This window comes from Pseudomonas sp. E315 (genome assembly GCF_055406205.1).
This window is the reverse complement of sequence record NZ_JBUZPJ010000005.1, coordinates 22366-42815: the sequence shown is the minus strand read 5'-3', so window position 1 is coordinate 42815 and position 20450 is coordinate 22366. Positions and strand designations below refer to the sequence as shown.

17 protein-coding genes are annotated in these 20450 nt (G+C 57.4%); 4 read left to right on the top strand and 13 right to left on the bottom strand.

The window, feature by feature from the left end; translation table 11 throughout:
- Positions 1-219 precede the first annotated feature (219 nt).
- From mdtD to betI, 7 genes are all read right to left on the bottom strand, one after another.
- On the bottom strand, positions 220-1650 hold the full coding sequence (gene mdtD, locus ACZRJQ_RS09075; protein WP_463978030.1) for a multidrug transporter subunit MdtD: 1431 nt from the start codon (positions 1648-1650) through the stop codon (positions 220-222).
- A gap of 119 nt (positions 1651-1769) precedes the next feature.
- Entirely contained in the window at positions 1770-3107 is a 1338-nt protein-coding gene (locus ACZRJQ_RS09070; protein WP_463978029.1) for a TldD/PmbA family protein, read from the bottom strand.
- Positions 3107-4549 (bottom strand): TldD/PmbA family protein, encoded by a 1443-nt coding sequence (locus tag ACZRJQ_RS09065; protein ID WP_463978028.1) that lies wholly within the window; start codon positions 4547-4549, stop codon positions 3107-3109. The genes ACZRJQ_RS09070 and ACZRJQ_RS09065 overlap by 1 nt, the downstream gene beginning before the upstream one ends.
- A 119-nt stretch (positions 4550-4668) precedes the next feature.
- A complete protein-coding gene (locus tag ACZRJQ_RS09060) occupies positions 4669-5364 on the bottom strand; it encodes an RraA family protein (protein ID WP_463978027.1) in 696 nt (231 codons plus the stop codon).
- Positions 5365-5601: 237 nt separating this feature from the next.
- Positions 5602-7305, bottom strand: a complete 1704-nt coding sequence (gene betA, locus ACZRJQ_RS09055; protein WP_463978026.1) for a choline dehydrogenase — start codon at positions 7303-7305, stop codon at positions 5602-5604.
- Positions 7306-7422: 117 nt separating this feature from the next.
- A complete protein-coding gene (betB, locus tag ACZRJQ_RS09050; protein WP_463978025.1) occupies positions 7423-8895 on the bottom strand; it encodes a betaine-aldehyde dehydrogenase in 1473 nt (490 codons plus the stop codon).
- Positions 8896-9014: 119 nt separating this feature from the next.
- A complete protein-coding gene (gene betI, locus ACZRJQ_RS09045) occupies positions 9015-9608 on the bottom strand; it encodes a transcriptional regulator BetI (RefSeq protein ID WP_463978024.1) in 594 nt (197 codons plus the stop codon).
- 437 nt (positions 9609-10045) lie between these two features.
- On the opposite strand from betI, the gene ACZRJQ_RS09040 reads away from it, so the two are divergent.
- Positions 10046-12001 carry a BCCT family transporter gene (locus ACZRJQ_RS09040; protein ID WP_463978291.1) on the top strand — a complete coding sequence of 652 codons (1956 nt, stop codon included), beginning with the start codon at positions 10046-10048 and terminating at the stop codon, positions 11999-12001.
- A 61-nt stretch (positions 12002-12062) separates the two neighbouring features.
- Here the strand turns inward: ACZRJQ_RS09040 and choV are convergent, their stop codons facing one another.
- From choV to ACZRJQ_RS09025, 3 genes are all read right to left on the bottom strand, one after another.
- A complete protein-coding gene (gene choV, locus ACZRJQ_RS09035) occupies positions 12063-13241 on the bottom strand; it encodes a choline ABC transporter ATP-binding protein (RefSeq protein WP_463978023.1) in 1179 nt (392 codons plus the stop codon).
- On the bottom strand, positions 13238-14083 hold the full coding sequence (gene choW, locus ACZRJQ_RS09030; RefSeq protein WP_463978022.1) for a choline ABC transporter permease subunit: 846 nt from the start codon (positions 14081-14083) through the stop codon (positions 13238-13240). Before choW ends, choV begins: the two co-directional genes overlap by 4 nt.
- Positions 14084-14152: 69 nt before the next feature.
- Positions 14153-15100, bottom strand: a complete 948-nt coding sequence (locus ACZRJQ_RS09025) for a choline ABC transporter substrate-binding protein (protein WP_463978021.1) — start codon at positions 15098-15100, stop codon at positions 14153-14155.
- Between the two features lie 652 nt (positions 15101-15752).
- On the opposite strand from ACZRJQ_RS09025, the gene gbdR reads away from it, so the two are divergent.
- The gene (gbdR, locus tag ACZRJQ_RS09020) at positions 15753-16856 is read left to right on the top strand and encodes a choline metabolism transcriptional regulator GbdR (RefSeq protein WP_463978020.1); all 1104 of its coding nucleotides are present in this window, start codon (positions 15753-15755) and stop codon (positions 16854-16856) included.
- A 34-nt stretch (positions 16857-16890) separates the two neighbouring features.
- Here the strand turns inward: gbdR and ACZRJQ_RS09015 are convergent, their stop codons facing one another.
- Positions 16891-17148 (bottom strand): hypothetical protein, encoded by a 258-nt coding sequence (locus ACZRJQ_RS09015; protein ID WP_463978019.1) that lies wholly within the window; start codon positions 17146-17148, stop codon positions 16891-16893.
- Between the two features lie 169 nt (positions 17149-17317).
- Between ACZRJQ_RS09015 and ACZRJQ_RS09010 the strand changes: the two genes are divergently transcribed.
- On the top strand, positions 17318-18340 hold the full coding sequence (locus tag ACZRJQ_RS09010) for a hypothetical protein (RefSeq protein WP_463978018.1): 1023 nt from the start codon (positions 17318-17320) through the stop codon (positions 18338-18340).
- Here ACZRJQ_RS09010 and ACZRJQ_RS09005 read toward each other — a convergent pair.
- On the bottom strand, positions 18326-18745 hold the full coding sequence (locus ACZRJQ_RS09005) for a DUF3010 family protein (RefSeq protein WP_463978017.1): 420 nt from the start codon (positions 18743-18745) through the stop codon (positions 18326-18328). The genes ACZRJQ_RS09010 and ACZRJQ_RS09005 overlap by 15 nt on opposite strands.
- A gap of 39 nt (positions 18746-18784) precedes the next feature.
- The gene (locus ACZRJQ_RS09000) at positions 18785-19186 is read right to left on the bottom strand and encodes a lysozyme inhibitor LprI family protein (RefSeq protein ID WP_463978016.1); all 402 of its coding nucleotides are present in this window, start codon (positions 19184-19186) and stop codon (positions 18785-18787) included.
- Positions 19187-19413: 227 nt separating this feature from the next.
- Between ACZRJQ_RS09000 and ACZRJQ_RS08995 the strand changes: the two genes are divergently transcribed.
- The gene (locus ACZRJQ_RS08995) at positions 19414-20391 is read left to right on the top strand and encodes a dipeptidase (RefSeq protein ID WP_463978015.1); all 978 of its coding nucleotides are present in this window, start codon (positions 19414-19416) and stop codon (positions 20389-20391) included.
- The last annotated feature ends 59 nt before the right edge of the window (positions 20392-20450 follow it).

Sequence of the window (20450 nt, the reverse complement as noted above, 5' to 3'; positions counted from 1 at the left end):
GGACAGAGGCAGAGAGTTAAAAGCGGTGGCAATGGTGGTCACGAGACTGGCCTGCAAAACAAAATGTCGCGCAGTGTAACAGCCCCATGCCCTTGGCTTGAACATTCTGGACGAGAAGTCACCTCAAACCCGCTAGGTGCTGGCGCAAGCTGCGATCTTTTGGCCGTTAAAAAGCTCGCATCCCGGGCCAGTTCCTGCGGGGGTGAAGCATTCTCGTGGTTAATGCTCCAGCTCATGCTCCGAGTTGGCTTTGGGTTTGCGGCCATCTTGAGGCGACAGTTGCAGAAAGATTGCTGCCGCCAGCATGGCCATGATCCCGACAGTCAGGAAGGTCAGCTGGAATGCCCCGAGCACGGTGTCGACGCCGTCGTTGCCGCCATCACCCGTGAAGCCGCCGAGCAAGGCGCCAGCGCACGCCACGCCCAGGCTCAGGGCCAATTGCGCGACCACCGACAGCAAGCTGTTGCCGCTGCTGGCGCTGGCATCGTCGAGGTCGATCAGGGTCACGGTGTTCATCGCAGTAAATTGCAGCGAGTTAATCGCCCCCAATACGGCCAACATGCCCAGCAACAGTGGGTACGGCGTGTGTTCTGTGACCAGCCCCATACTGGCCAGCATCAGCCCCAGCGCAAAGGTGTTGCCGGTCAGCACATTGCGGTAGCCCAAGCGCTCAATCAGCGGCCGAGCAACCCACTTGGCCAACATGGCCGCTGCGGCCAGTGGCAACATGCTCATCCCGGCTTGGGAGGGCGAGTAACCCAAGGCGACTTGCAGCAGCAACGGCACCAAAAACGGCAACGCGCCACTGCCAAGGCGGGCAAAAAGATTACCCAAAATACCCACGGCAAACGTTTTGGTTTTAAACAGGGTCGGGGAGAACAGTGGGTTACTGATATTGCCCGCCCGCAACCAATAGGCCGCCAGACACGCCATGCCCGCAAACAGTAGCAACATCACCCGCAGGTGCGGCATGTGCAACTCGCCCAAGCCTTCCATCGCAATGGTGATAAATACCATCGCCGCTCCAAACAGCACGAAGCCCAGCCCGTCAAAGCGCGTGCGTTCACTGCCGCGCAAGTCCGGGATAAAGTGCCAAACGGCCCAGCAGCCGAGTATTCCGACGGGCAAGTTGATCAAAAAAATCCAGTGCCAGCTCAGGTATTGCACCATCCAACCGCCCATCGTGGGGCCGAGCAACGGGCCAAGCAGGCCGGGAATAGTGATGAATCCCATGATCCGCACTAGCTCTGAGCGCGGGTAGGCCTTGAGCACCACTAGCCGCCCAATGGGCAACATCAAGGCGCCGCCCAGTCCCTGAACCACGCGTGCGCCTATCAACTGGTTGAGCGTGCCCGACAACGCGCACAGCAACGAGCCGAAGCTGAACAGCAAAATGGCGCCGAAGAAGATTTTTTTAGTGCCGAAGCGGTCGGCGATCCAGCCAGAGGCCGGGATCAGCAGCGCCACCGTGAGCATGTACGCCACGATCACCCCTTGCATGCGCAGCGGGTTTTCGTCGAGGTCGCGGGCCATGTCGGGCAGGGCGGTATTGAGAATAGTGCCGTCGAGCGACTGCATGAAAAACGCAATGGCCACCACCCACGGCAACCAGCGCAGGGTTTCAGGGCTTAGAACCGGACGTACGGGCATAGGACCTCTTTTGGCTATCAGGGGCTGAAACACCCTGTGGGAGCTGGCGAAGGCTGCGGCCTTTTAATTCAAAAAAGATCGCAGCCTTCGGCAGCTCCCACGGGGGATTTTTCAATCATTCACAGCGTCAATGTCAGCTTTTTAACCAGCGCGCCGGGCAGTAAATTCGACGCAGTTTGGCGTTGTTCATACGTACTGGCCGACAGCAGCAACTCGCGCTCAGCCGTCAACGCCTCTAATTGCGAGCCCAGCAAACTATAGACGCTGTCATCAAAGCGCATGGTGTTGACCGGGGCCTTGATCTCGCCGTTCTCAACCCAGAACGTCGCAAAGCGGGTCATGCCGGTCAGGCGCGCCGCAGGTTGGTCAGAGTAGTTCAAGTACCACAAATTGCTGATGTACAGCCCGGTGCCCAGTTGCTTGAGAATGTCGGCCTGCTCCAGCGTACCTGCGGCCATCGCCAATGCGCTGGGGCCTTCGCCAGCAGGGGCGCCGTTGGCTTCAAGGCCATACTCGGCCGCGCTGCGAGAGCCGACCAATTGCTGATGGGCCTTGCCGTGTTTGACCAGTGACAAGTCCTGACGCGGATAACCTTCGCCGCTAAATGCCGGACTCAAGGACTGGCTGACGTGTTCGTCGAGCGATACCAGCGGGCTCAGTTGTGCATCGCCCGCATACAAGCGCTGTAACGGGCTGTATTTGCTGGCCAATGCCTGCGCCGAGAAACCACCCCAGCTCAGCATGCTCATGACTTCTTCGAGTGCCGCTGGAGCGAGGTAGGCGCGGTATTCGCCGGGTGCCAACGCGTGAGCCGGGCGTTCGAGAAAAGCCAACTGTTCGCGAGCCAGCTGCATGCGCTGAGCAAAGCGTTCGCTGCTCCATTGCGCGCCCGCATAGCTGGCTTTGACTGCTTGGCCGTTGCTGTGGAACAAGCTCCAGTCAAAGTTGAAGCTGTTGGCCTGATGCCAGCCCAATGCACCTTCAGAGCTGGCGTAGCCATAGCTAATCGGGCCGCTGGCGTAGAAACCCACCAGATCAACCCCTGTTGCGGCAACACGAATGTCATCCAGCACTTGCGCCGTTTCGGGCAGCGGCTGGGTGTGCACGTTGTGGCTGTGCCAAGGGTCAAGGTTTAGCCGCAAATAGGGATCAACGGGCAGCAGCGGCAAGGTTTCGCGTAGCTGTTCAAGGGCGCTGGCCAGCCGTAGTTGATCGACGTCAGGCTCGCCGGCCAAGGTCAGGTGTACATCGGCATGGCGCCCGTTGTTGATCAGTTTGAAGTCCAGGCTGGCTTGCTGCACCTGCCCGGCCTGACGCACTTTGCCCTTGTTGAAACGAATAAATTCAGAGGCTTCAGCGTTGTAGCTCAGGGTGAATTTTTCGTCGCTGTGCATTGCCGTGCGCAGCCATTGCACCAGCAACTCGAACTGCTCGGCCTGACTCAATAACGGACTCATCAGGCATCGCCTCCAAACACATCAATTTGACTAAACACACACGCAGGCGACGCATGCCCAACGCGAATCACTTGATTGGGCTCGCCCTTGCCGCAGTTCGGAGTGCCGAGCACTTTGAAGGTGCTGGCGTCGCCCACGGCGCTGAGGTTGCGCCAGAACTGATCCGAGATCCCGCGGTAATTCGGGTTTTTCACCACGCCCTTAAGCTCGCCATTTTCGATCAATTGCCCCCACTCGCAGCCAAACTGGAACTTGTTACGGGCATCGTCAATCGACCATGAACGGTTGGTGGCCATCAATATTCCGTTTTCGATACCGCCAATCAGTTGCGCCATCGACTGGTCGCCCGGCTCGATATTGAGGTTGGCCATGCGGTCAATCGGTGGTCGGTTCCAGCCGCACGCCCGGCTGTTGGCCACGCCCTCAAGCCCCGAGCGAAATTGCGACAACCCGCCGCCCAATGGACGTAGCAGCAGCCCTTCACGGATCAGAAATGCCTTGTGCGCAGGTGTGCCGTCGTCATCAAAACCGTAGCTGGCCAGTTGCTCGGGGATGGTCGGATCGAAGGTGACATTGAGCAAGTTCGAGCCGTACTGAAGATGGCCGAAATCGCTGGTTTTGACGAAGCTGGTGCCCGCGTAATTGCGCTCATCACCCAGAATGCGATCCAACTCCAGCGGGTGGCCGATGGATTCGTGGATTTGCAAAATCATCTGGTCGGGCATCAGCAGCAGGTCGCGCTTGCCCTGTGGGGTGTTGGGCGCCAACAACAGTTGCAACGCTTGATCGGCCACGTTGGGCGCAGCCCCGATCAGCCCGCAACGACTGATGACATCCGCGCCGCCTTGCTGACCAAAGTTTTCGCGGCCCAAGCTGCGGGTTTGGCTGTCGTTGCCGTCATAGGCGGTCACGCTGATGCCCGGATACACAAAGCGCTGGGCTTGGCGTAGCTCGGCCCCGGCACTGTTGAGGTAAATTTGCTCGACATGGTTGAGCCCCAGCGAGACGTCCCAACTGGTCAGCCGCTCATCGTTGGGGACTGAGGCCGATTCGGCACTGAGTAGCTCAAAGCAGTCGCTCAGCGAGGGAAACGCTTGGTCGAGGTTGGGCGAGCAATAGTCGGCGCGTTCGTGAGACACCGCCTGGTAGGTCAGATCCAGCAGCGAGTGGGCTGCGATCAGCCGCGCTTGAGCTTCGGCCTGATCCAGCGCTGCTTGAATTCCGGCTTGAGACAGGTCGTTTGTGGCCGCATAGGCTTCGACGCCTTTGACCCGAGCGGTCAGCATCACACCTTGATCGTGTTTGAACGAGGGAGGTTCTGCGACGTTCTTGCGTACCGACAGGTATTGCCCGGACTCGCGTACATAACGTAGCGAATAGAACTCGGCTTGGGTGCGCAGCGCGGCAAAGTGCTGCTTGAGCTGAGGGTAGAAATCGAACATGCACAGACCTCCGCAAAACGAGAAGCGTAGCGCGAACGTGTGGGCGCTGTCGCAGGCTGCGATCTTTTGATCTTTTAGAAGATCGTAGCCAGCGCCAGTGCCGACAGAAGGGGCGGGCCTTAAACCGGGCAACCCTTGGCGCGCAGGATGGCGTCAAAACGATCTGGGTCCAAGGTGCCGGCTTCGATGGCCGCCAAGGTCGCTTGCTCGCGCGCCAACAGGTCGTGGCAGCGGATCAGCAGTTCAGGCAGCTCGGTACGCGAAGCTGCAACCACGCCGTCGCCGTCGCCGATCATCAAGTCGCCCGGCATAACCAGCATGCCAGCGCACGAAATCGGCACGTTGATTTCGCCGCCGCCATCGGTGCTCGGGCCGCGGTGTACACCGCCGATGGCGTAAGCAGGCAGTTCACCGGTTTGCCATTCGTCGAGGTCACGCAGGGCGCCATTGATGACCACACCCACAATCCCGGCCTTAAGAGCCATAGCGCGCATGATGCCGCCGAATACGGCGCGGGTCAGGTCAGCGCTGCCGTCGATCACCAGTACATCGCCTGGGCGGGCCATTTGCATGGCTTTTAGGATCATCAGGTTGTCGCCTGGGCGCACGCGTACAGTCAACGCGCTGCCCAGCATTGGACGGCTGCCGTGGAACGGTTTGAGTCCTAAGCCGCCAACGTTGCGGCCAAGACAGTCACTGACCGCAGCCGCAGGAATTTTGCTGAACTCGGTCAGCCACTTTGGATCGAGAGGTTCTGCGTTTGGGTTAATCAGAAAGCCGGTTGGCCATTTGCTCGAAGAGACGACATCAAACATAGAAAACCTCTTGGCCAGGCAGGTGCTGGCGTGTCGATGGGGCGGGGGGGTGTGGCGCGAAACGAGGCACTAGAGTAGGCCTGCGTTGAGGCCGGGGCAAGCGGAGGGCAGGTGAAACAAAAACGGTAGTCGCTGTCGCAGGCTGCGAGGGGTTACGAAGCGACCCCGCTTTTGAAATACAAAGCGGGGTCCTTCGGCCCTGATCGCAGCCTTTGGCAGCGACTACCGATTTGGGTGTTACTGCGCGGTGCGGCTTACATCACGCAGTGGCTTGCCACGTACCGGCGCATCGCCTGCGACGTAGTAGTCGGCAGTGCTGCGTGGCAGCGGCTGACGGCCACGGATTTTGTCGGCGATTTTTTCGGCGATCATGATCGTGGGTGCGTTCAGGTTGCCGGTGGTAATCAGCGGCATGATCGAGGCATCAATCACACGCAAACCTTGCATGCCGTGAACGCGACCTTCGCCATCCACGACGGCCATTTCGTCGGTGCCCATCTTGCACGAGCAGGACGGGTGGAACGCGGTCTCGGCGTGTTCGCGGATAAATGTGTCGAGCTCTTCGTCAGTCTGTTTGTCGATACCCGGGCTGATTTCGCGGCCACGGTACGCATCCAGCGCAGGCTGTTGCATGATTTCGCGGGTCAGGCGGATGCCGTCACGGAACTCCTGCCAGTCCTGCTCGGAAGACATGTAATTGAACAGAATGCTCGGGTACTCGCGCGGGTCTTTGGACACCACGTTGATCCGGCCACGGCTCGGCGAACGCATAGACCCCATGTGCGCCTGGAAACCGTGCTCTTTCACGCCATTGCTGCCGTTGTAGTTAATCGCTACCGGCAGGAAGTGGTACTGAATGTTCGGCCATTCGAAGTCAGGGCGAGTGCGGATAAAACCACCGGCCTCGAACTGGTTGCTGGCGCCGATACCGGTGCCTTTGAACATCCATTCAGCGCCAATGGCGGGCTGGTTCCACCACAGCAGCGATGGGTACAGCGACACTGGCTGAGTGCATGCGTATTGCAAGTACAGCTCAAGGTGGTCTTGCAGGTTGCGGCCAACGCCCGGCAGGTCATGAACCACCGGGATGTCGAGGCTGTTCAACAGCTCAGCCGGGCCGACGCCGGAGCGTTGCAGCACCGTTGGCGAACCAATTGCGCCGCTGCACAGCAGCACTTCTTTGCGCGCTTTGGCTTCAATTCGGGTGTCGCTGCTGCCAACCATGTAAGACACACCAACAGCACGCTTGCCTTCAAACACAATCTTGTCGGTCAGGGCGTGGGTCACGATGGTCAGGGTCGAACGCTGCTTGGCGGTGTCGAGGTAGCCGCGAGCGGTGCTGGCGCGACGGCCGTTAGGCGTCACGGTACGGTCCATCGGGCCGAAACCTTCTTGCTGATAGCCGTTCAGGTCTTCGGTGCGTGGGTAGCCGGCTTGTACGCCTGCTTCAACCATCGCGTGGAACAACACGTTGTTACCGGCTTTAGGCGTGGTCACGCTGACCGGGCCATCGCCACCGTGGTAATCGTTCGGGCCGATGTCGCGGGTTTCGGCTTTACGGAAATACGGCAGACAGTCCAGGTAGGTCCAGTCTTCAAGGCCAGGTTTTTTTGCCCAGCCGTCGTAGTCCATAGCGTTACCGCGGATGTAGCACATGCCGTTGATCAGCGAAGAGCCGCCCAAACCTTTGCCACGGCCACATTCCATGCGACGGCCGTCCATGTGGGGTTCTGGATCGGTTTCAAAGGCCCAGTTGTAGCGACGGCCCTGCAACGGGTACGCCAATGCCGCAGGCATTTGGGTACGGAAGTCGAAACGGTAGTCTGGGCCACCCGCTTCAAGCAGCAGCACGGTGACGCCTTGGTCTTCAGTTAGACGGGTCGCCAGGGTGTTACCGGCGGAGCCGGCACCAATGATGATGTAATCGAATTCTTGGGACATTAAATGCACCCTCTTTGAAGTTAGTCAGATCACAGCGGGCCGTAGGAGCTGCCGAAGGCTGCGATCTTTAGGATCAAAAGATCGCAGCCTCTTGCGGCTCCTACGAAACGGACGGGTTTAGAACACCGAAACGTAGTCGCCCAGCTCAACCTGTACCGATTTGATTTGCGTGTACTGGGCCAGCGAGCTAATGCCGTTTTCACGGCCAATGCCCGACTGCTTGTAACCGCCAACCGGCATTTTTGCGTCGGACTCGCCCCACGCGTTGATCCAGCAAATACCGGCTTCTAATTGATGAATCACGCGGTGGGCGCGGTTCAGGTCTTTGGTCACAACGCCCGCTGCCAGGCCAAACTCGGTGTCGTTGGCGCGGCGGATCACTTCTTCTTCGGTGTCGTAAGTGAGGATGCTCATCACCGGGCCGAAGATTTCTTCTTTAACGATGGTCATCTCGTCGGTGCAGTCGGTGAACACGGTCGGTGCCACAAATGCGCCTTTGGCCAGATCACCTTCGGTCAGACGTTGGCCGCCGCACAGAACACGGGCGCCTTCTTCTTTACCTTTGGCAATGTAGCCCAGCACGCTCTCCATGTGAGCGAAGCTGACCAGCGGGCCGAAGTTGGTGTTTTCGTCTTCTGGGTTGCCGATGCGGATGCGGGCAACGCGTTCCAGAATCTTGGCTTCGAAAGCCGCTTTCATTGCAGTCGGGATGAACACGCGAGTGCCGTTGGTGCAGACCTGACCCGAGCTGTAGAAGTTGGCCATCATTGCGGTGTCAGCGGCGCGATCCAAATCGGCATCGTCAAAAATGATCAGCGGCGACTTGCCGCCCAGTTCCATGGTCACTTCTTTGAGCGAAGAGCTGGTGGCGCTGGAGGTTACTTTTTTGCCAGTGTCGGTGCCGCCCGTGAACGAGATTTTCTCGATGCGCGGGTGCTCGGTCAACCAGGTGCCGACTTCACGGCCGCTGCCGGTCAGCACGTTGAACACGCCGTCTGGCAGGCCAGCGGCGGTGTAGATTTCAGCCAGTTTCAAGGTGGTCAGGGAAGTGACTTCGCTTGGCTTGAAGATCATCGCGTTACCGGCAGCCAGCGCAGGTGCGGACTTCCAAAGTGCGATCTGAATCGGGTAGTTCCACGCGCCGATACCGGCCACAACGCCCAGCGGTTCGCGACGGGTGTAAACGAAAGAGGTGTCACGCAGCGGGATTTGCTCGCCTTCGATGGCGGTCGCCAGGCCTGCGTAGTATTCCAGCACGTCGGCACCGGTCACGATGTCTACATAACGGGTTTCGGAGTACGACTTGCCGGTGTCCAGGGTTTCCAGTGCGGCCAGTTCATCGTTGCGCTCGCGCAGGATGTCCACGGCACGACGCAGGATGCGCGAACGCTCCATCGAGGTCATGGCAGCCCAGATTTTCTGGCCTTTTTCAGCGCTGACAACAGCGCGCTCGACGTCTTCTTTGGTCGCACGCTGCACTTGAGCAAGGACTTCGCCGTTGGCCGGGTTGATGGCATCGAAGGTAGCGTCGCTACCGGCGTCGGTGTAGCCACCGTCGATGTAGAGTTTTTGCAGTTCGAAACGGGCCATAAAATCCTCGCAAGTGCAGACAAGTGCATAAGTGGTTGGCGTTCATCGTGAATCCGGGGGCCATCTAGCTGGGGCAACTCAGATTCACGACAGTTCAGGGGTTAAGCGTTTATTGAGGCCTAACTCACCTGTTTCGCCAGTTGTAGATCCATATATTCGTAGCAGATGCGTTGCGCCTGTTCGGTGTCGAAAGCGTCTCCCGACAAGGCACCCCGCAACCATAGACCATCAATCAGTGCCGCCAGACCACGCGCTGCGTTGCGGGCTTCTGCCAGTGGCAGGGCTCGGCGAAATTGGCAGCACAAGTTTGAGTACAGGCGGTGATCGTTGATCCGCTGCAATCTGTGTAACGACGGCTGGTGCATGCTGGCGGCCCAAAAGGCCAGCCAAGTTTTCATTGCCGGGCCACTGACCTGGCTGGCGTCGAAGTTGCCTTCAACGATGACCTGCAAGTGCGCCCTTGGGCTGTCGTCGCCCAGCGCTTGGCGGCGCTCGGTGACGTTATCGATCAGGACATTCATCAGATAGCGCATGGTGGCGGCTATCAGACCGTTTTTGTCCCGAAAGTAATGGCTGATGATGCCGTTCGACACACCGGCTAAACGAGCAATCAGCGCAATGCTGGCGTCTGCCATTCCGACCTGATCGACGGCCGTTAACGTGGCTTCGATCAACTGCTGGCGGCGTATGGGCTGCATACCGACCTTGGGCATTTTGCAAATCTCCTTAGGCCGACGAGCAGTGCAAGAAAGATCACTGAACGGCGGCCAGTCTATTTTGTTTTGATTGAACGTTCAATCAACAAAGAATAAGATCTGCGACAAATCGTCGCGATTGATGCTGTTTCACCACGCATAAATGGCGCAAAACGGCACTGTAAATTCTTCGGAACCCAGCAGGAGCGAGCTTGCTCGCGATGCTCTTGAGGCCTTCGCGAGCTTGCTCGCTCCTACAGAGACATCATTTGTCTGAGCGGGGTCCGGTTTTTTTGCGGTGCCTTTATATCACTCGACCGTTGGTCGCTATCTAAGCGTTTGGTCGTGTGGTGCGTTGCATCTAGTCCTTCTCTCGCACTGCCTGGAGCATCCGTGCAATGAGTTCTGCCTCTCTTATAAAGACCCCGCCGCAAAAGGTGACGGTCAACGGTTGGGTGTTTTACACCTCCACTGCCTTGATATTGTTGTTGACCGCCATTTTGATCGCTGCACCTGAAGAAGCGGGCCGTGTTTTGGGGATCGCCCAAGAGTGGCTGTCGCGCAGCTTCGGTTGGTACTACATGGTGGTGATCGCCGCTTACCTGATCTTCGTGGTCGGTCTGGCGTTTTCCTCCTACGGCAAACTGAAACTGGGGACCAAGCAAGACACCCCGGATTTCAGCTACGGGGCCTGGGCCGGGATGCTTTTTTCATCCGGCATTGGCATCTCCTTGCTGTACTTCGGCGCGTCTGAGCCGCTGGACCACTACTTCAACCCGCCCGAAGGTGTGTCGGGTAGTCACGAAGCTGCGCGCCAGGCATTGCAACTGACTTTCCTGCATTGGGGCCTGCACGGCTGGGCGATTTACGCACTGGTCGGTTTGGCCGTGGCGTACTTTGCCTACCGTCACAACCAGCCGCTGGCGTTGCGTTCGGCGTTGTACCCGTTGATGGGCGAGCGTTGGGTTAAAGGCGCTGCGGGCCATGCGGTAGACGGCTTCGGCATGTTCGTGACCTTGCTCGGTCTTGTGACCAACCTGGGCATTGGCTCGATGCAAGTGTCGTCGGGGCTTGAAAACCTGTTCGGCATGGAACACAGCAACACCAACTTGCTGATCGTGATCATCGTGATGAGCACCGTGGCCACCATCGCTGCGGTGTCCGGCGTTGAAAACGGCATTCGTCGCTTGTCCAACCTGAACATCGTGCTGTTCAGCGGCTTGCTGATTTTTGTGCTGTTGTTCGGCCCAACGCTGCACTTGCTCAACGGTTTTGTGCAAAACACGGGCGATTACCTCAACGGCATCGTCATGAAAACCTTCGACCTGTACGTGTACGAAGGCGACACCAAAAAGACCGAAGGCTGGTTGGGGCTGTGGACCCTGTTCTACTGGGCATGGTGGATTTCCTGGGCGCCATTCGTCGGCATGTTTATCGCGCGTATTTCCCGTGGTCGTACCGTGCGCGAGCTGGTGGCGGGCGTGTTGTTGATTCCGCTGGGCTTCACCTTGGCGTGGTTGTCGATCTTCGGCAACTCGGCACTGGATCTGGTGGTTAACCACGGTGCGGTAGAGCTGGGTAAAACGGCGCTCGAACAGCCGTCTATGGCCATTTACCAACTGCTTGAGCATTACCCTGCCTCGAAAATCGTGATTGGCGTGTCGATTTTTGTGGGTTTTGTGTTGTTCCTGACCCCGGCAGACTCCGGCGCAGTAATGATGGCCAACCTGTCGTGCAAAGGCGGCGACGTCGATGAAGACGCTCCGCACTGGCTGCGTATTTTCTGGTCGGTCGTGATCACGCTGGTGACCATTGGTCTGTTGTTCGCGGGTAACTTTGCGGCCATGCAAACCATGGTTGTGTTGGCAGGGCTGCCGTTCTCGGTGGTGTTGGTCCTGTTCATGTTTGGCCTGCACAAAGCGATGCGTCAGGACACCCAAATGGAGCAGGAACAAGCTGAACTGGCGGCCCGTGGTCGCAGTGGTTTCTTCAGCGAACGTTTGACCGCCCAAGAGCTGCAACCCACTCAAGCCGTGGTGCAACGCTTCATGGACAAGCACGTGACCCCGGCGCTGGAAGAGGCCGCGGCGCAACTGCGCAGCCAGGGCTTTGACGTGCAGACCTTGCTGGGCAAAGCCAAGCGCTGCATGGGCCTGCGAGTTGAAATGGACGAGGGTAACCCGTTTGTTTACGAAGTCAGCCTGGACGGGTATCTGGCCGCACCAAGCGAGTCCGCACAAGACGCCGCCAGCTCCGATGAAGTGCGTAGTCGCTACTACCGCGCTGAGGTTTACTTGCACAACGGCAGTCAAGAATACGACCTGATGGGCTTCACCCAAGAGCAAATCGGCCGTGACGTGCTCGATCAGTTTGAAAGCCATCGCCAACTCCTTGGCCGGGTTTACAGCTAACGCAGCACATCCCCGGTAGGAGCGAGCAAGCTCGCTCCTACCCGATGGGGCAGTTGTGCAATCACCCCAAATTTTTACCCAACAACGCGTGATACAGCTCGGTATCGCCCAATATCCCCACCAGCCGTTGATTGTCGTGCAGCACCAGTTTGTTGCCGGTCTGATAACGAATCTGTAGCGCATCGCGCATGCCAATACTCGAATCCACCAGCGTGGGTTTGCGGCCCAAACCTTCAACCGGCTGGCCGCAGCTCCAGTGTTGTAAATCAACAGTGCTCGCTCCCTGACGCGCACCTTTTATGGTGTTGCCTTCTGCCAGGTCTATCCAGGAATCATCCCCCGGATCAATACACACCGAGCCGTTGACGCGTTTGCAGTTGTCCAGCGTGCGCATCAGGCTGCGTCCACACAGCACGTTCAGCGGGTTGGTATGGGCGACAAACGTGCGTACGTAGTCGTCCGCGGGGTTGAGCACGATCTCTTCGGGTTTGCTGTATTGAATGATTTTGCCGTCTTTCATGATCGCAATCCGGCTGCCCAACTTCAGCGCCTCATCTAGATCGTGGCTCACAAACACAATGGTCTTGTTCAGCTTGCGTTGCAGCTCCAACAACTCGTCCTGCAAGCCTTGGCGAATCAACGGGTCCAGCGCGGAAAACGGCTCATCCATCAACAAAATATCAGCATCCATTGCCAGCGCGCGCGCCAGGCCCACGCGCTGCTGCATGCCGCCGCTTAACTCATCCGGCTTTTTGTTGCGCCATTGGGTCAGGCCCACCAACTCCAATTTTTCGCTCACCAACTTACGGCGCTCTTTCTCCGGGCGGCCCTGCATCTCCAGGCCGAAGCTGATGTTCTCGCGCACCGTTAGCCAAGGCATTAACGCGAATTTTTGGAACACCATAGCGATGCGCTGGGTGCGCATCATTTTCAGCTCAGCGGGGGTGCAGGACGCTATGTCGATTTGCTTGCCGTCATGCTCCACGTACAAGTGGCCTCGGCTCACCGTATTAAGCCCGTTGATACAGCGCAACAGGCTGGACTTGCCCGAGCCGGACAAGCCCATCAGCACGCAAATCTCGCCTTTATCAATGTCCAGGCTGGCCTTTTCGACGCCCACAATCTGGCCGGTTTTTTTCAAAATCTCATCGCGCGACAAGCCTTGATCCAGCAGATTGAGCGCCGCACGCGGGTCTTTGGCGAAAATCACATCCACCTTGTCGAAACGAATAATGCTCATGCGTCGGCTCCTTTTTTCGCGTCCGGCTGCTTGCAGATCCGATCGAGCATGATGGCCAGCAACACAATCGCCAGCCCGGCTTCAAATCCAAGGGCAATGTCTGCAGTGTTAAGCGCGTTGACCACTGGTTTACCCAAGCCATCAGCACCGACCAAAGCCGCAATAACCACCATCGATAACGACAACATGATGCATTGAGTGATCCCGGCGGCGATGCTCGGCATGGCGTGGGGCAGCTCGATACGGGTCAGCAACTGGCGGCCAGAACAGCCGAAGGCCTTGCCTGCGTCGAGCAGTTCGACGGGGACGTCGCGAATGCCCAAGTACGTCAGCCGAATAGGCGCGGCAATTGCAAAGACCACGGTAGAGATCAGCCCCGGCACCACACCCAGCCCAAACAGGGTCAAGGTGGGGATCAGGTAAACGAAGGTCGGCACGGTCTGCATCAAGTCCAGCACCGGGCGCATGAAGGTGTAGAACATCGGTTTGTGCGCGGCAAGAATCCCCAGTGGCACGCCAATAATCACGCACACAAAGGTCGCGAACAGCACCTGCGCCAGGGTTTCCATCGTCTCCTGCCAATAGCCCAAGTTGAGGATCAGCAGAAACGACAACGCCACAAACACGGTTAAGCCCCACTTGCGCTGTATCCCGTGCGCGAGCAGAGCGATCAACCCGATAAACACAAAGGGGTTGAACCAAGTCAACGCGAACGTCACGCCGTGGATCATCGTTTCCAGTGTGCTCGCGATAGCGTCGAAGGTGCTGGCGCCATGTTGCGTCAGCAAGTCTACGAAGCCTGCGATGTACTGCCCTAGAGGGATTTTTTGATCAATCAGCATGGTAGTGAGCGTCCGCATGCAAGGGGAGTGAAACAGTGCCCGACGAGCGCGCCGCCGGGCACTTGCGGGTTACTGAGCAAGGCTGGCCTTGACCGCCTCCAAACCTGGCTTTCCATCGAGGGTTGTCACGCCCGCCAACCAAGTGTCGAGCACTTGAGGGTTTTGCTTGAGCCAGGCTTTGGCGGCCACGTTTGGCTTGATCTTGTCATCGAGCACCTTGCCCATCAGGGTGCTTTCCATGTCCAGGGTGAAGACCAGATTTTTCAGCAGTTGACCGACGTTGCTGCACTCCTCGCTATAGCCTTTTCGGGTGTTGGTGTAGATGGTGGCCTGTCCGTAATTGGGGCCAAAAAAGTCATCGCCGCCAGTGAGGTACTTCATCTTGAAACGGGTGTTCATGGGGTGCGGCTCCCAGCCCAGAAACACCACATCCGTGCCGCGACGTTGAGCGCGATCAACTTGCGACAACATGCCGGCTTCGCTCGATTCCACCACCTTGAAACCTGCGTCTTTGAGGCCGAACGCATTCTTGTCGATCATGGTCTGGATCATGCGATTGCCATCGTTGCCCGGCTCAATGCCGTAAATCTTGCCGTCCAGCTCCTTCTTGAATTTAGGCAGATCGGCGAAGTCCTTAAGGCCCTTGTCATAGAGCGCTTCGGGCACCGCGAGGGTGTATTTGGCGTTTTCTAGATTGGCGCGCACCGTTTCAACCGTGCCCGCATCGCGGTAGGGCTTGATATCGTTTTCCATGGTCGGCATCCAGTTGCCGAGAAACACGTCCATGTTCTTGCCGTCAGCCAGCGACTTATAAGTGACGGGCACAGAAATCATGGTGGTTTTGGTTTTGTAGCCGAGGGCATCAAGCAGGGTGCTGGCCACGGCAGTGGTGACGGTGATATCGGTCCAGCCAACATCTGAAAAATTAACCGTGCTGCATTGAGCTGGCTCAGCGGCTTGGGCGAAGGCAGGCAGACTCAACAGTGCAGCCAAAAACAACAATGGGGAACCTTTCATGGGGCGACTCCTGGATGTTTAAGTGGCGGTTTTCGATCGAAACCCGCGCGTATCAGTTCCGGTTGGGCGATGCCCGGCAAGCGAGTAGCCAGTGCATCTAGCAATCGAGTCGAGACTGATCATGTAACAGCCAAAATCAAACGCCTACAGGGTGCGTCGCATCTGGTACAGGGAGGGTCGTATCTGGTGCCGGATAGGTCGTATACAGACCGTGGCTGCTTAAATATGAGTGCAATTGACTGTTGGAGCCGCCGCAGGCTGCGATGTTCTAAAAAACGCAGCCTGCGGCAGCTCCCACGAAGGCACGCTCTTTATAAGCGCACCACGGCACCACGGCACCACGGCGGGGCAAATTCCTACAAATTGTGCTGATAGTGACGTTTCGCCATGCCTGTGTTTCGCCCTCTTCCCACAAGTGCTACCTATTTGCTCAACGGTGCCTCGCGCCCCGGCACGCCTGGGTTAAACGCCTGTTCAGGCTGCGTTTGCCCGCTAGCTAACTAGACACTTTGCGACGTCGTTTTCAGGCTAAGTTGAATGCGCATTCAACTTTAGGCATGGCATTTGCGTTGTGATCACAAAGCCCCTGCCATGAGGGCCATAACAAGAGCCTGTGCTTGGGCCATCACTTGCTGTGTGAGGAGATATCGCGATGACGACGTTCAACTCCGGGGCTTTACCCCAGAACCGTACGCCTCAATCCATCGGCTTTTTGCTGCTGGACAATTTCACGCTTATTTCTTTGGCCTCCGCGATAGAGCCCTTGCGCATGGCCAATCAGTTGTCGGGTCGCGAGTTGTATCGCTGGAGCACTTTGAGTGCAGATGGCAGCCAGGTGTGGGCCAGCGATGGTTTGCAAGTGACGCCCGACGCGAGCATGCACAAGGCCCCGGCGCTGGACATGGTGATTGTGTGTGGCGGCATCGGCATTCAGCGCACCGTGAGCCGCGAGCATGTTTCTTGGCTGCAAAGCCAAGCGCGTCAGTCGCGCCGTTTGGGAGCCGTCTGCACGGGCAGTTGGGCGTTGGCCTACGCAGGTTTGCTCGATGGCTTTGATTGCAGCGTGCATTGGGAGTGTTTGGCCTCAATGCAGGAAGCCTTCCCGCGGGTGGCGATGAGCACCCGTTTGTTCACCCTTGATCGCACCCGTTTCACCAGCTCGGGCGGCACTGCGCCGCTGGACATGATGCTGCACCTTATCAGCCGCGATCATGGGCGTGAATTGTCGGCGGCCATTTCGGAAATGTTTGTGTACGAGCGCATTCGTAACGAACAAGATCACCAGCGTGTCCCGCTCAAACATATGCTTGGCACCAACCAGCCCAAGTTGCAGGAAATCGTCGCGCTGATGGAGGCCAACCTCGAAGAGCCCATCGACCTTGATGAGCTTGCGGTGTACGTCACTGTGTCTCGCCGCCAGCTTGAGCGGCTGTTTCAGAAGTACCTGCACTGCTCGCCGTCGCGTTACTACCTCAAGCTGCGGCTGGTGCGGGCACGGCAGTTGCTCAAGCAAACGCCCATGTCGATTATTGAAGTGGCGGCCGTGTGCGGGTTTGTGTCCACGCCGCACTTCTCCAAGTGCTACCGCGAGTACTTCGGGATTCCACCGCGCGACGAACGCGTGGGCTCCAATACTGCCCAGCAAACACAGTTGATTCCGATGACCCAATCCATGCTTCTGGCACCCTTGTCCGGGCCGATGTCGGCGCTTAATCAAGCGCGCAACGAATCGACCTTTGCCAGCGTAAGGGTGTAGTCCGAGCTCAATAGCTCGCAGCCTTCGGCAGCGACTACGTTGGGTGACTTTGCTTGAACTGCGCCAAGCCCGGTAGCAGTTGTTCTTCAATGGCTTGGCGCACGGTCGGCAAGATCGTCGCGCTGCCGGTGTAAAGCTTCTCAACCATGCCTTTGAGCGCCCGGGCATTGGTTTCATTCAGGCCGCATACGACTGCCTTACAGGCTTGTTCGGCTGTGCCCGACACTTCAAACCCCAGCGAGCGCAATTGCCCCAGCAAGTCCACGTCATCAATCAAGTCCGCGTGCATCATGTTCTTGTCCTTCTACAGAGGCGTGATCGTGAAGTGATTCTGGTCGGGGTTCGGGCGATGGGCAAGGGCGGTTTGACTTGATGTCTGATTTGCCTAATAACAGGTCGTTTTCGACTCACTGTGCGCATTGCACCCATCACAGATATGGATTCACAACGAGGGGCCAGTCGTGTTTCAACGCAAGCCGGTTAAAGCGCTCAAGTACCAATTCAACAAGCCCCGCAGCAGTGCAGAACATATAGAGGCGCTGTACGAGGAACTGGCTGAAGGGGAAGAAAAAACGTCGAGCGTTTCGCGCATAACCCTCAAAGGGTATGTCATTGAAATGGTTGAGCACATGCGCGCTCGTGCTCAGGGTAAGCGCGATAAAAAGGAGGAAGAGGAAAGCGAGTTCTGGCAAGCGCTGATTGTTTTGGGGCTTGCGCTGGCCGTGCTGATTTTTTTGGGCATTCAAGATGGCAGCGGTTGGGACTGGTTAGATGAAAAACGGTTTGTGTTCAAAGTCTGCGGCACCTTGTTGGGGTTCATTTTTGTGCTCGTTCAGATCGAGCGCATGGCCTTTTTTAAGGTGTTGTGGAGGTTCGGATTTACCAAGTTCATCGTGTCGGTCGCGGCCACAGCGCTGTTGGTCTTTGCTACGGGAAAGGCGGCAGGGGTGATTAATGGGGTGTTTGGCATTGACGCCACAGCGCTGCCGTTGAGCCTGACCTTTATGACGGGCTTTATTTTTTTTAAATACCTGTCGCCTGTTATTGCGCTGATCGGCTTATTGGCTGTCGTACACGGGGTCAGCATCGTGGTGTGGGTAAAGGCGATTTTTAAAGGGCGCTACCCGACCGGCCCATTGATGAGTTCTACGTGTTTCTTCCTGGTTTCATGTGTGGTCATGGGCTTTTATTGGGGCTGGGGAGGCAACAGGTTGAGCGATGAACGCCTGCCTGAGTTGGCTTATAAATTGGCTCACGTGCTGGACTTCAACAGTAAGCACACCTGCGCGAACATACCCGCCAACGACGCAGTGGTGTTTATCGGCCCCAGCCAAAATGTGGTGCTAACAGATCCCAATCGTATTGATATTGAGAGCCTGCAGGCCTTCTTTGAGGAAGACCTTTATGTACCTGCCTCGTTTGCCCGAGAGGCGTGCGCATTGCCCCAATCGCCCCGGAGGGCGGACGCATCAGCGGGTTTTTAACAGCGCCGCGCATGCGGCTTTGTAGGCGTCATGTTGGTATTTGTTAAGCGATGCGGGCAGCTCAAACGCATGCTTTTTGAATTGAGCGTTCAGGGTTTGCGGCGACAGCAACTGGACGTCGCAGTTATCCAATAACTGAATGATGCCCTCGATTTTAAACGTGGTCGGGCCACCGGCGAATTCGCCTTTTTTGCTGCGCTTTTTGATGGCGATGCGGGTAATGCCGTTGGCCTGCACGAACGCCCCAATTTGGGCGGCAAAGGCTTTGACGTTGGCAGCCTCTTCATCGTCTTCAAGGGCGATTTTTTTGGTCGCGATGGCGGTGTGTTCAAGGCCGTTGGCGCCTTGGGTTGCCAGCGCAAAAATAGCTTCGCTGCCTTTTATCTCGATCCCGCAAATAGTCATAAATACCCTTGGTTAAAAACACCTGCTCGCAACTGCCGATCAGTCTTGGCCGATGGTTTCCAGAAATTCAGATCGGTCGTCGCTGACACGAGCAATGCACTCGTTTTGCGCAATGTTGAACGCTTCAGTGCCCGCCGTGGCCGGGAACACAGCAATGGCGCAGTCAGCATCGCGTTGGTGCAGCCACAACGCCTGAGCGGTCTTGATCTTGCTGGTGATGTTGTTGAGTTGGGTCGGGTTGCTGCCATACAACTGCGTCATGCGCGCTTGCAGGGCTTCGTAGTTTTCGGTCAGCAACTGTTCGGCAGCGTTGCGGCTGTATACCGAGCACGCCAGGGTTTGCTGGTCGTTTTCGACGGCATCACATGGGTTGTAGTCGGCATCATCGGCCGCATACGCACCGCTTGTGATCAACGCCAAGGCCAGGAGAATCGATTTCATTGCGGCTTCCTAATCCAGAGTTGAGGCGGATTCTGGCTCAAGCGTGGGCCAAAGAATAGCCACGCAGCATAGGCCATTTGATTGCCGTTGGCCGCTTTGGCGTGGGTGACGCTTTCGGCAATCACGCTGTCGCTTTTGCACTCGGCCGGTTTTGACCCCAAGCCTATGCTGGCCCCAAGGCGCCGGCAGACGGTTCGGCGCAGCAATCGCCAATAAGGGGACGCCTGATGAGCCCAGCCGAGTTGCACGCCGACAGCATCGTTATCGACGGGCTGATTATTGCCAAATGGAACCGCGAGTTATTTGAGGACATGCGCAAGGGCGGTCTTACCGCGGCCAATTGCACGGTGTCGGTGTGGGAAGGCTTTCAGGCCACGATCAACAACATCGTCGCCAGCCAAACCCTGATTCGCGATAACAGTGATCTGGTGATCCCGGTCAAAACCACCGCGGATATTCGTCGCGCTAAAGAACAAGGCAAAACTGGCATCATCTTTGGCTTTCAAAATGCTCATGCGTTTGAAGACCAACTGGGTTACATCGAGGTCTTCAAGCAGCTCGGCGTGGGTGTGGTGCAGATGTGCTACAACACGCAAAATTTGGTGGGTACCGGCTGCTACGAACGTGATGGCGGGCTCTCAGGTTTTGGTCGCGAAGTGGTGGCCGAAATGAACCGCGTGGGCATCATGTGCGACTTGTCTCATGTGGGGCCAAAGACCTCTGAAGAGGTCATCCTCGAATCGAAAAAACCGGTGTGCTATTCGCATTGCCTGCCTTCGGGGCTCAAGGAGCACCCGCGCAATAAGTCTGATGCCGAACTCAAGTTCATTGCCGATCATGGCGGCTTTGTGGGCGTGACCATGTTTGCGCCGTTTTTGGCCAAGGGCATTGATTCCACCATCGACGACTACGCCGAGGCCATCGAATACACACTCAACATTGTCGGCGAAGACGCGATCGGAATTGGCACCGATTTCACGCAGGGGCACGGTCAGGACTTTTTCGAAATGCTGACCCACGACAAGGGCTATGCCCGACGTTTGACCCGCTTCGGGACCATCATCAACCCGCTAGGCATCCGCACCGTGGGCGAGTTCCCCAACCTCACCGAAACCCTGCTCAAACGCGGTCACCCCGAGCGCGTGGTGCGAAAAATCATGGGCGAAAACTGGGTCAACGTGCTCAAGGATGTTTGGGGCCAATAACGGTACCGCACCTTGTAGTCGCTGCCCAAGGCTGCGAAGGGTTGTGAAGCAACCCGTTT

What these genes read in the sequence shown, in the direction of transcription:
- betI (WP_463978024.1), bottom strand. Translation starts at nt 9,608, where the DNA reads ATGCCCAAGGTCGGTATGCAGCCCATACGCCGCCAGCAGTTGATCGAA.
- betB (WP_463978025.1), bottom strand. Translation starts at nt 8,895, where the DNA reads ATGGCCCGTTTCGAACTGCAAAAACTCTACATCGACGGTGGCTACACC.
- ACZRJQ_RS08995 (WP_463978015.1), top strand. Translation starts at nt 19,414, where the DNA reads ATGAGCCCAGCCGAGTTGCACGCCGACAGCATCGTTATCGACGGGCTG.
- ACZRJQ_RS09065 (WP_463978028.1), bottom strand. Translation starts at nt 4,549, where the DNA reads ATGTTCGATTTCTACCCTCAGCTCAAGCAGCACTTTGCCGCGCTGCGC.
- ACZRJQ_RS09025 (WP_463978021.1), bottom strand. Translation starts at nt 15,100, where the DNA reads ATGAAAGGTTCCCCATTGTTGTTTTTGGCTGCACTGTTGAGTCTGCCT.
- betA (WP_463978026.1), bottom strand. Translation starts at nt 7,305, where the DNA reads ATGTCCCAAGAATTCGATTACATCATCATTGGTGCCGGCTCCGCCGGT.
- gbdR (WP_463978020.1), top strand. Translation starts at nt 15,753, where the DNA reads ATGACGACGTTCAACTCCGGGGCTTTACCCCAGAACCGTACGCCTCAA.
- choV (WP_463978023.1), bottom strand. Translation starts at nt 13,241, where the DNA reads ATGAGCATTATTCGTTTCGACAAGGTGGATGTGATTTTCGCCAAAGAC.
- mdtD (WP_463978030.1), bottom strand. Translation starts at nt 1,650, where the DNA reads ATGCCCGTACGTCCGGTTCTAAGCCCTGAAACCCTGCGCTGGTTGCCG.
- ACZRJQ_RS09015 (WP_463978019.1), bottom strand. Translation starts at nt 17,148, where the DNA reads ATGATGCACGCGGACTTGATTGATGACGTGGACTTGCTGGGGCAATTG.
- ACZRJQ_RS09000 (WP_463978016.1), bottom strand. Translation starts at nt 19,186, where the DNA reads ATGAAATCGATTCTCCTGGCCTTGGCGTTGATCACAAGCGGTGCGTAT.
- ACZRJQ_RS09005 (WP_463978017.1), bottom strand. Translation starts at nt 18,745, where the DNA reads ATGACTATTTGCGGGATCGAGATAAAAGGCAGCGAAGCTATTTTTGCG.
- choW (WP_463978022.1), bottom strand. Translation starts at nt 14,083, where the DNA reads ATGCTGATTGATCAAAAAATCCCTCTAGGGCAGTACATCGCAGGCTTC.
- ACZRJQ_RS09060 (WP_463978027.1), bottom strand. Translation starts at nt 5,364, where the DNA reads ATGTTTGATGTCGTCTCTTCGAGCAAATGGCCAACCGGCTTTCTGATT.
- ACZRJQ_RS09070 (WP_463978029.1), bottom strand. Translation starts at nt 3,107, where the DNA reads ATGAGTCCGTTATTGAGTCAGGCCGAGCAGTTCGAGTTGCTGGTGCAA.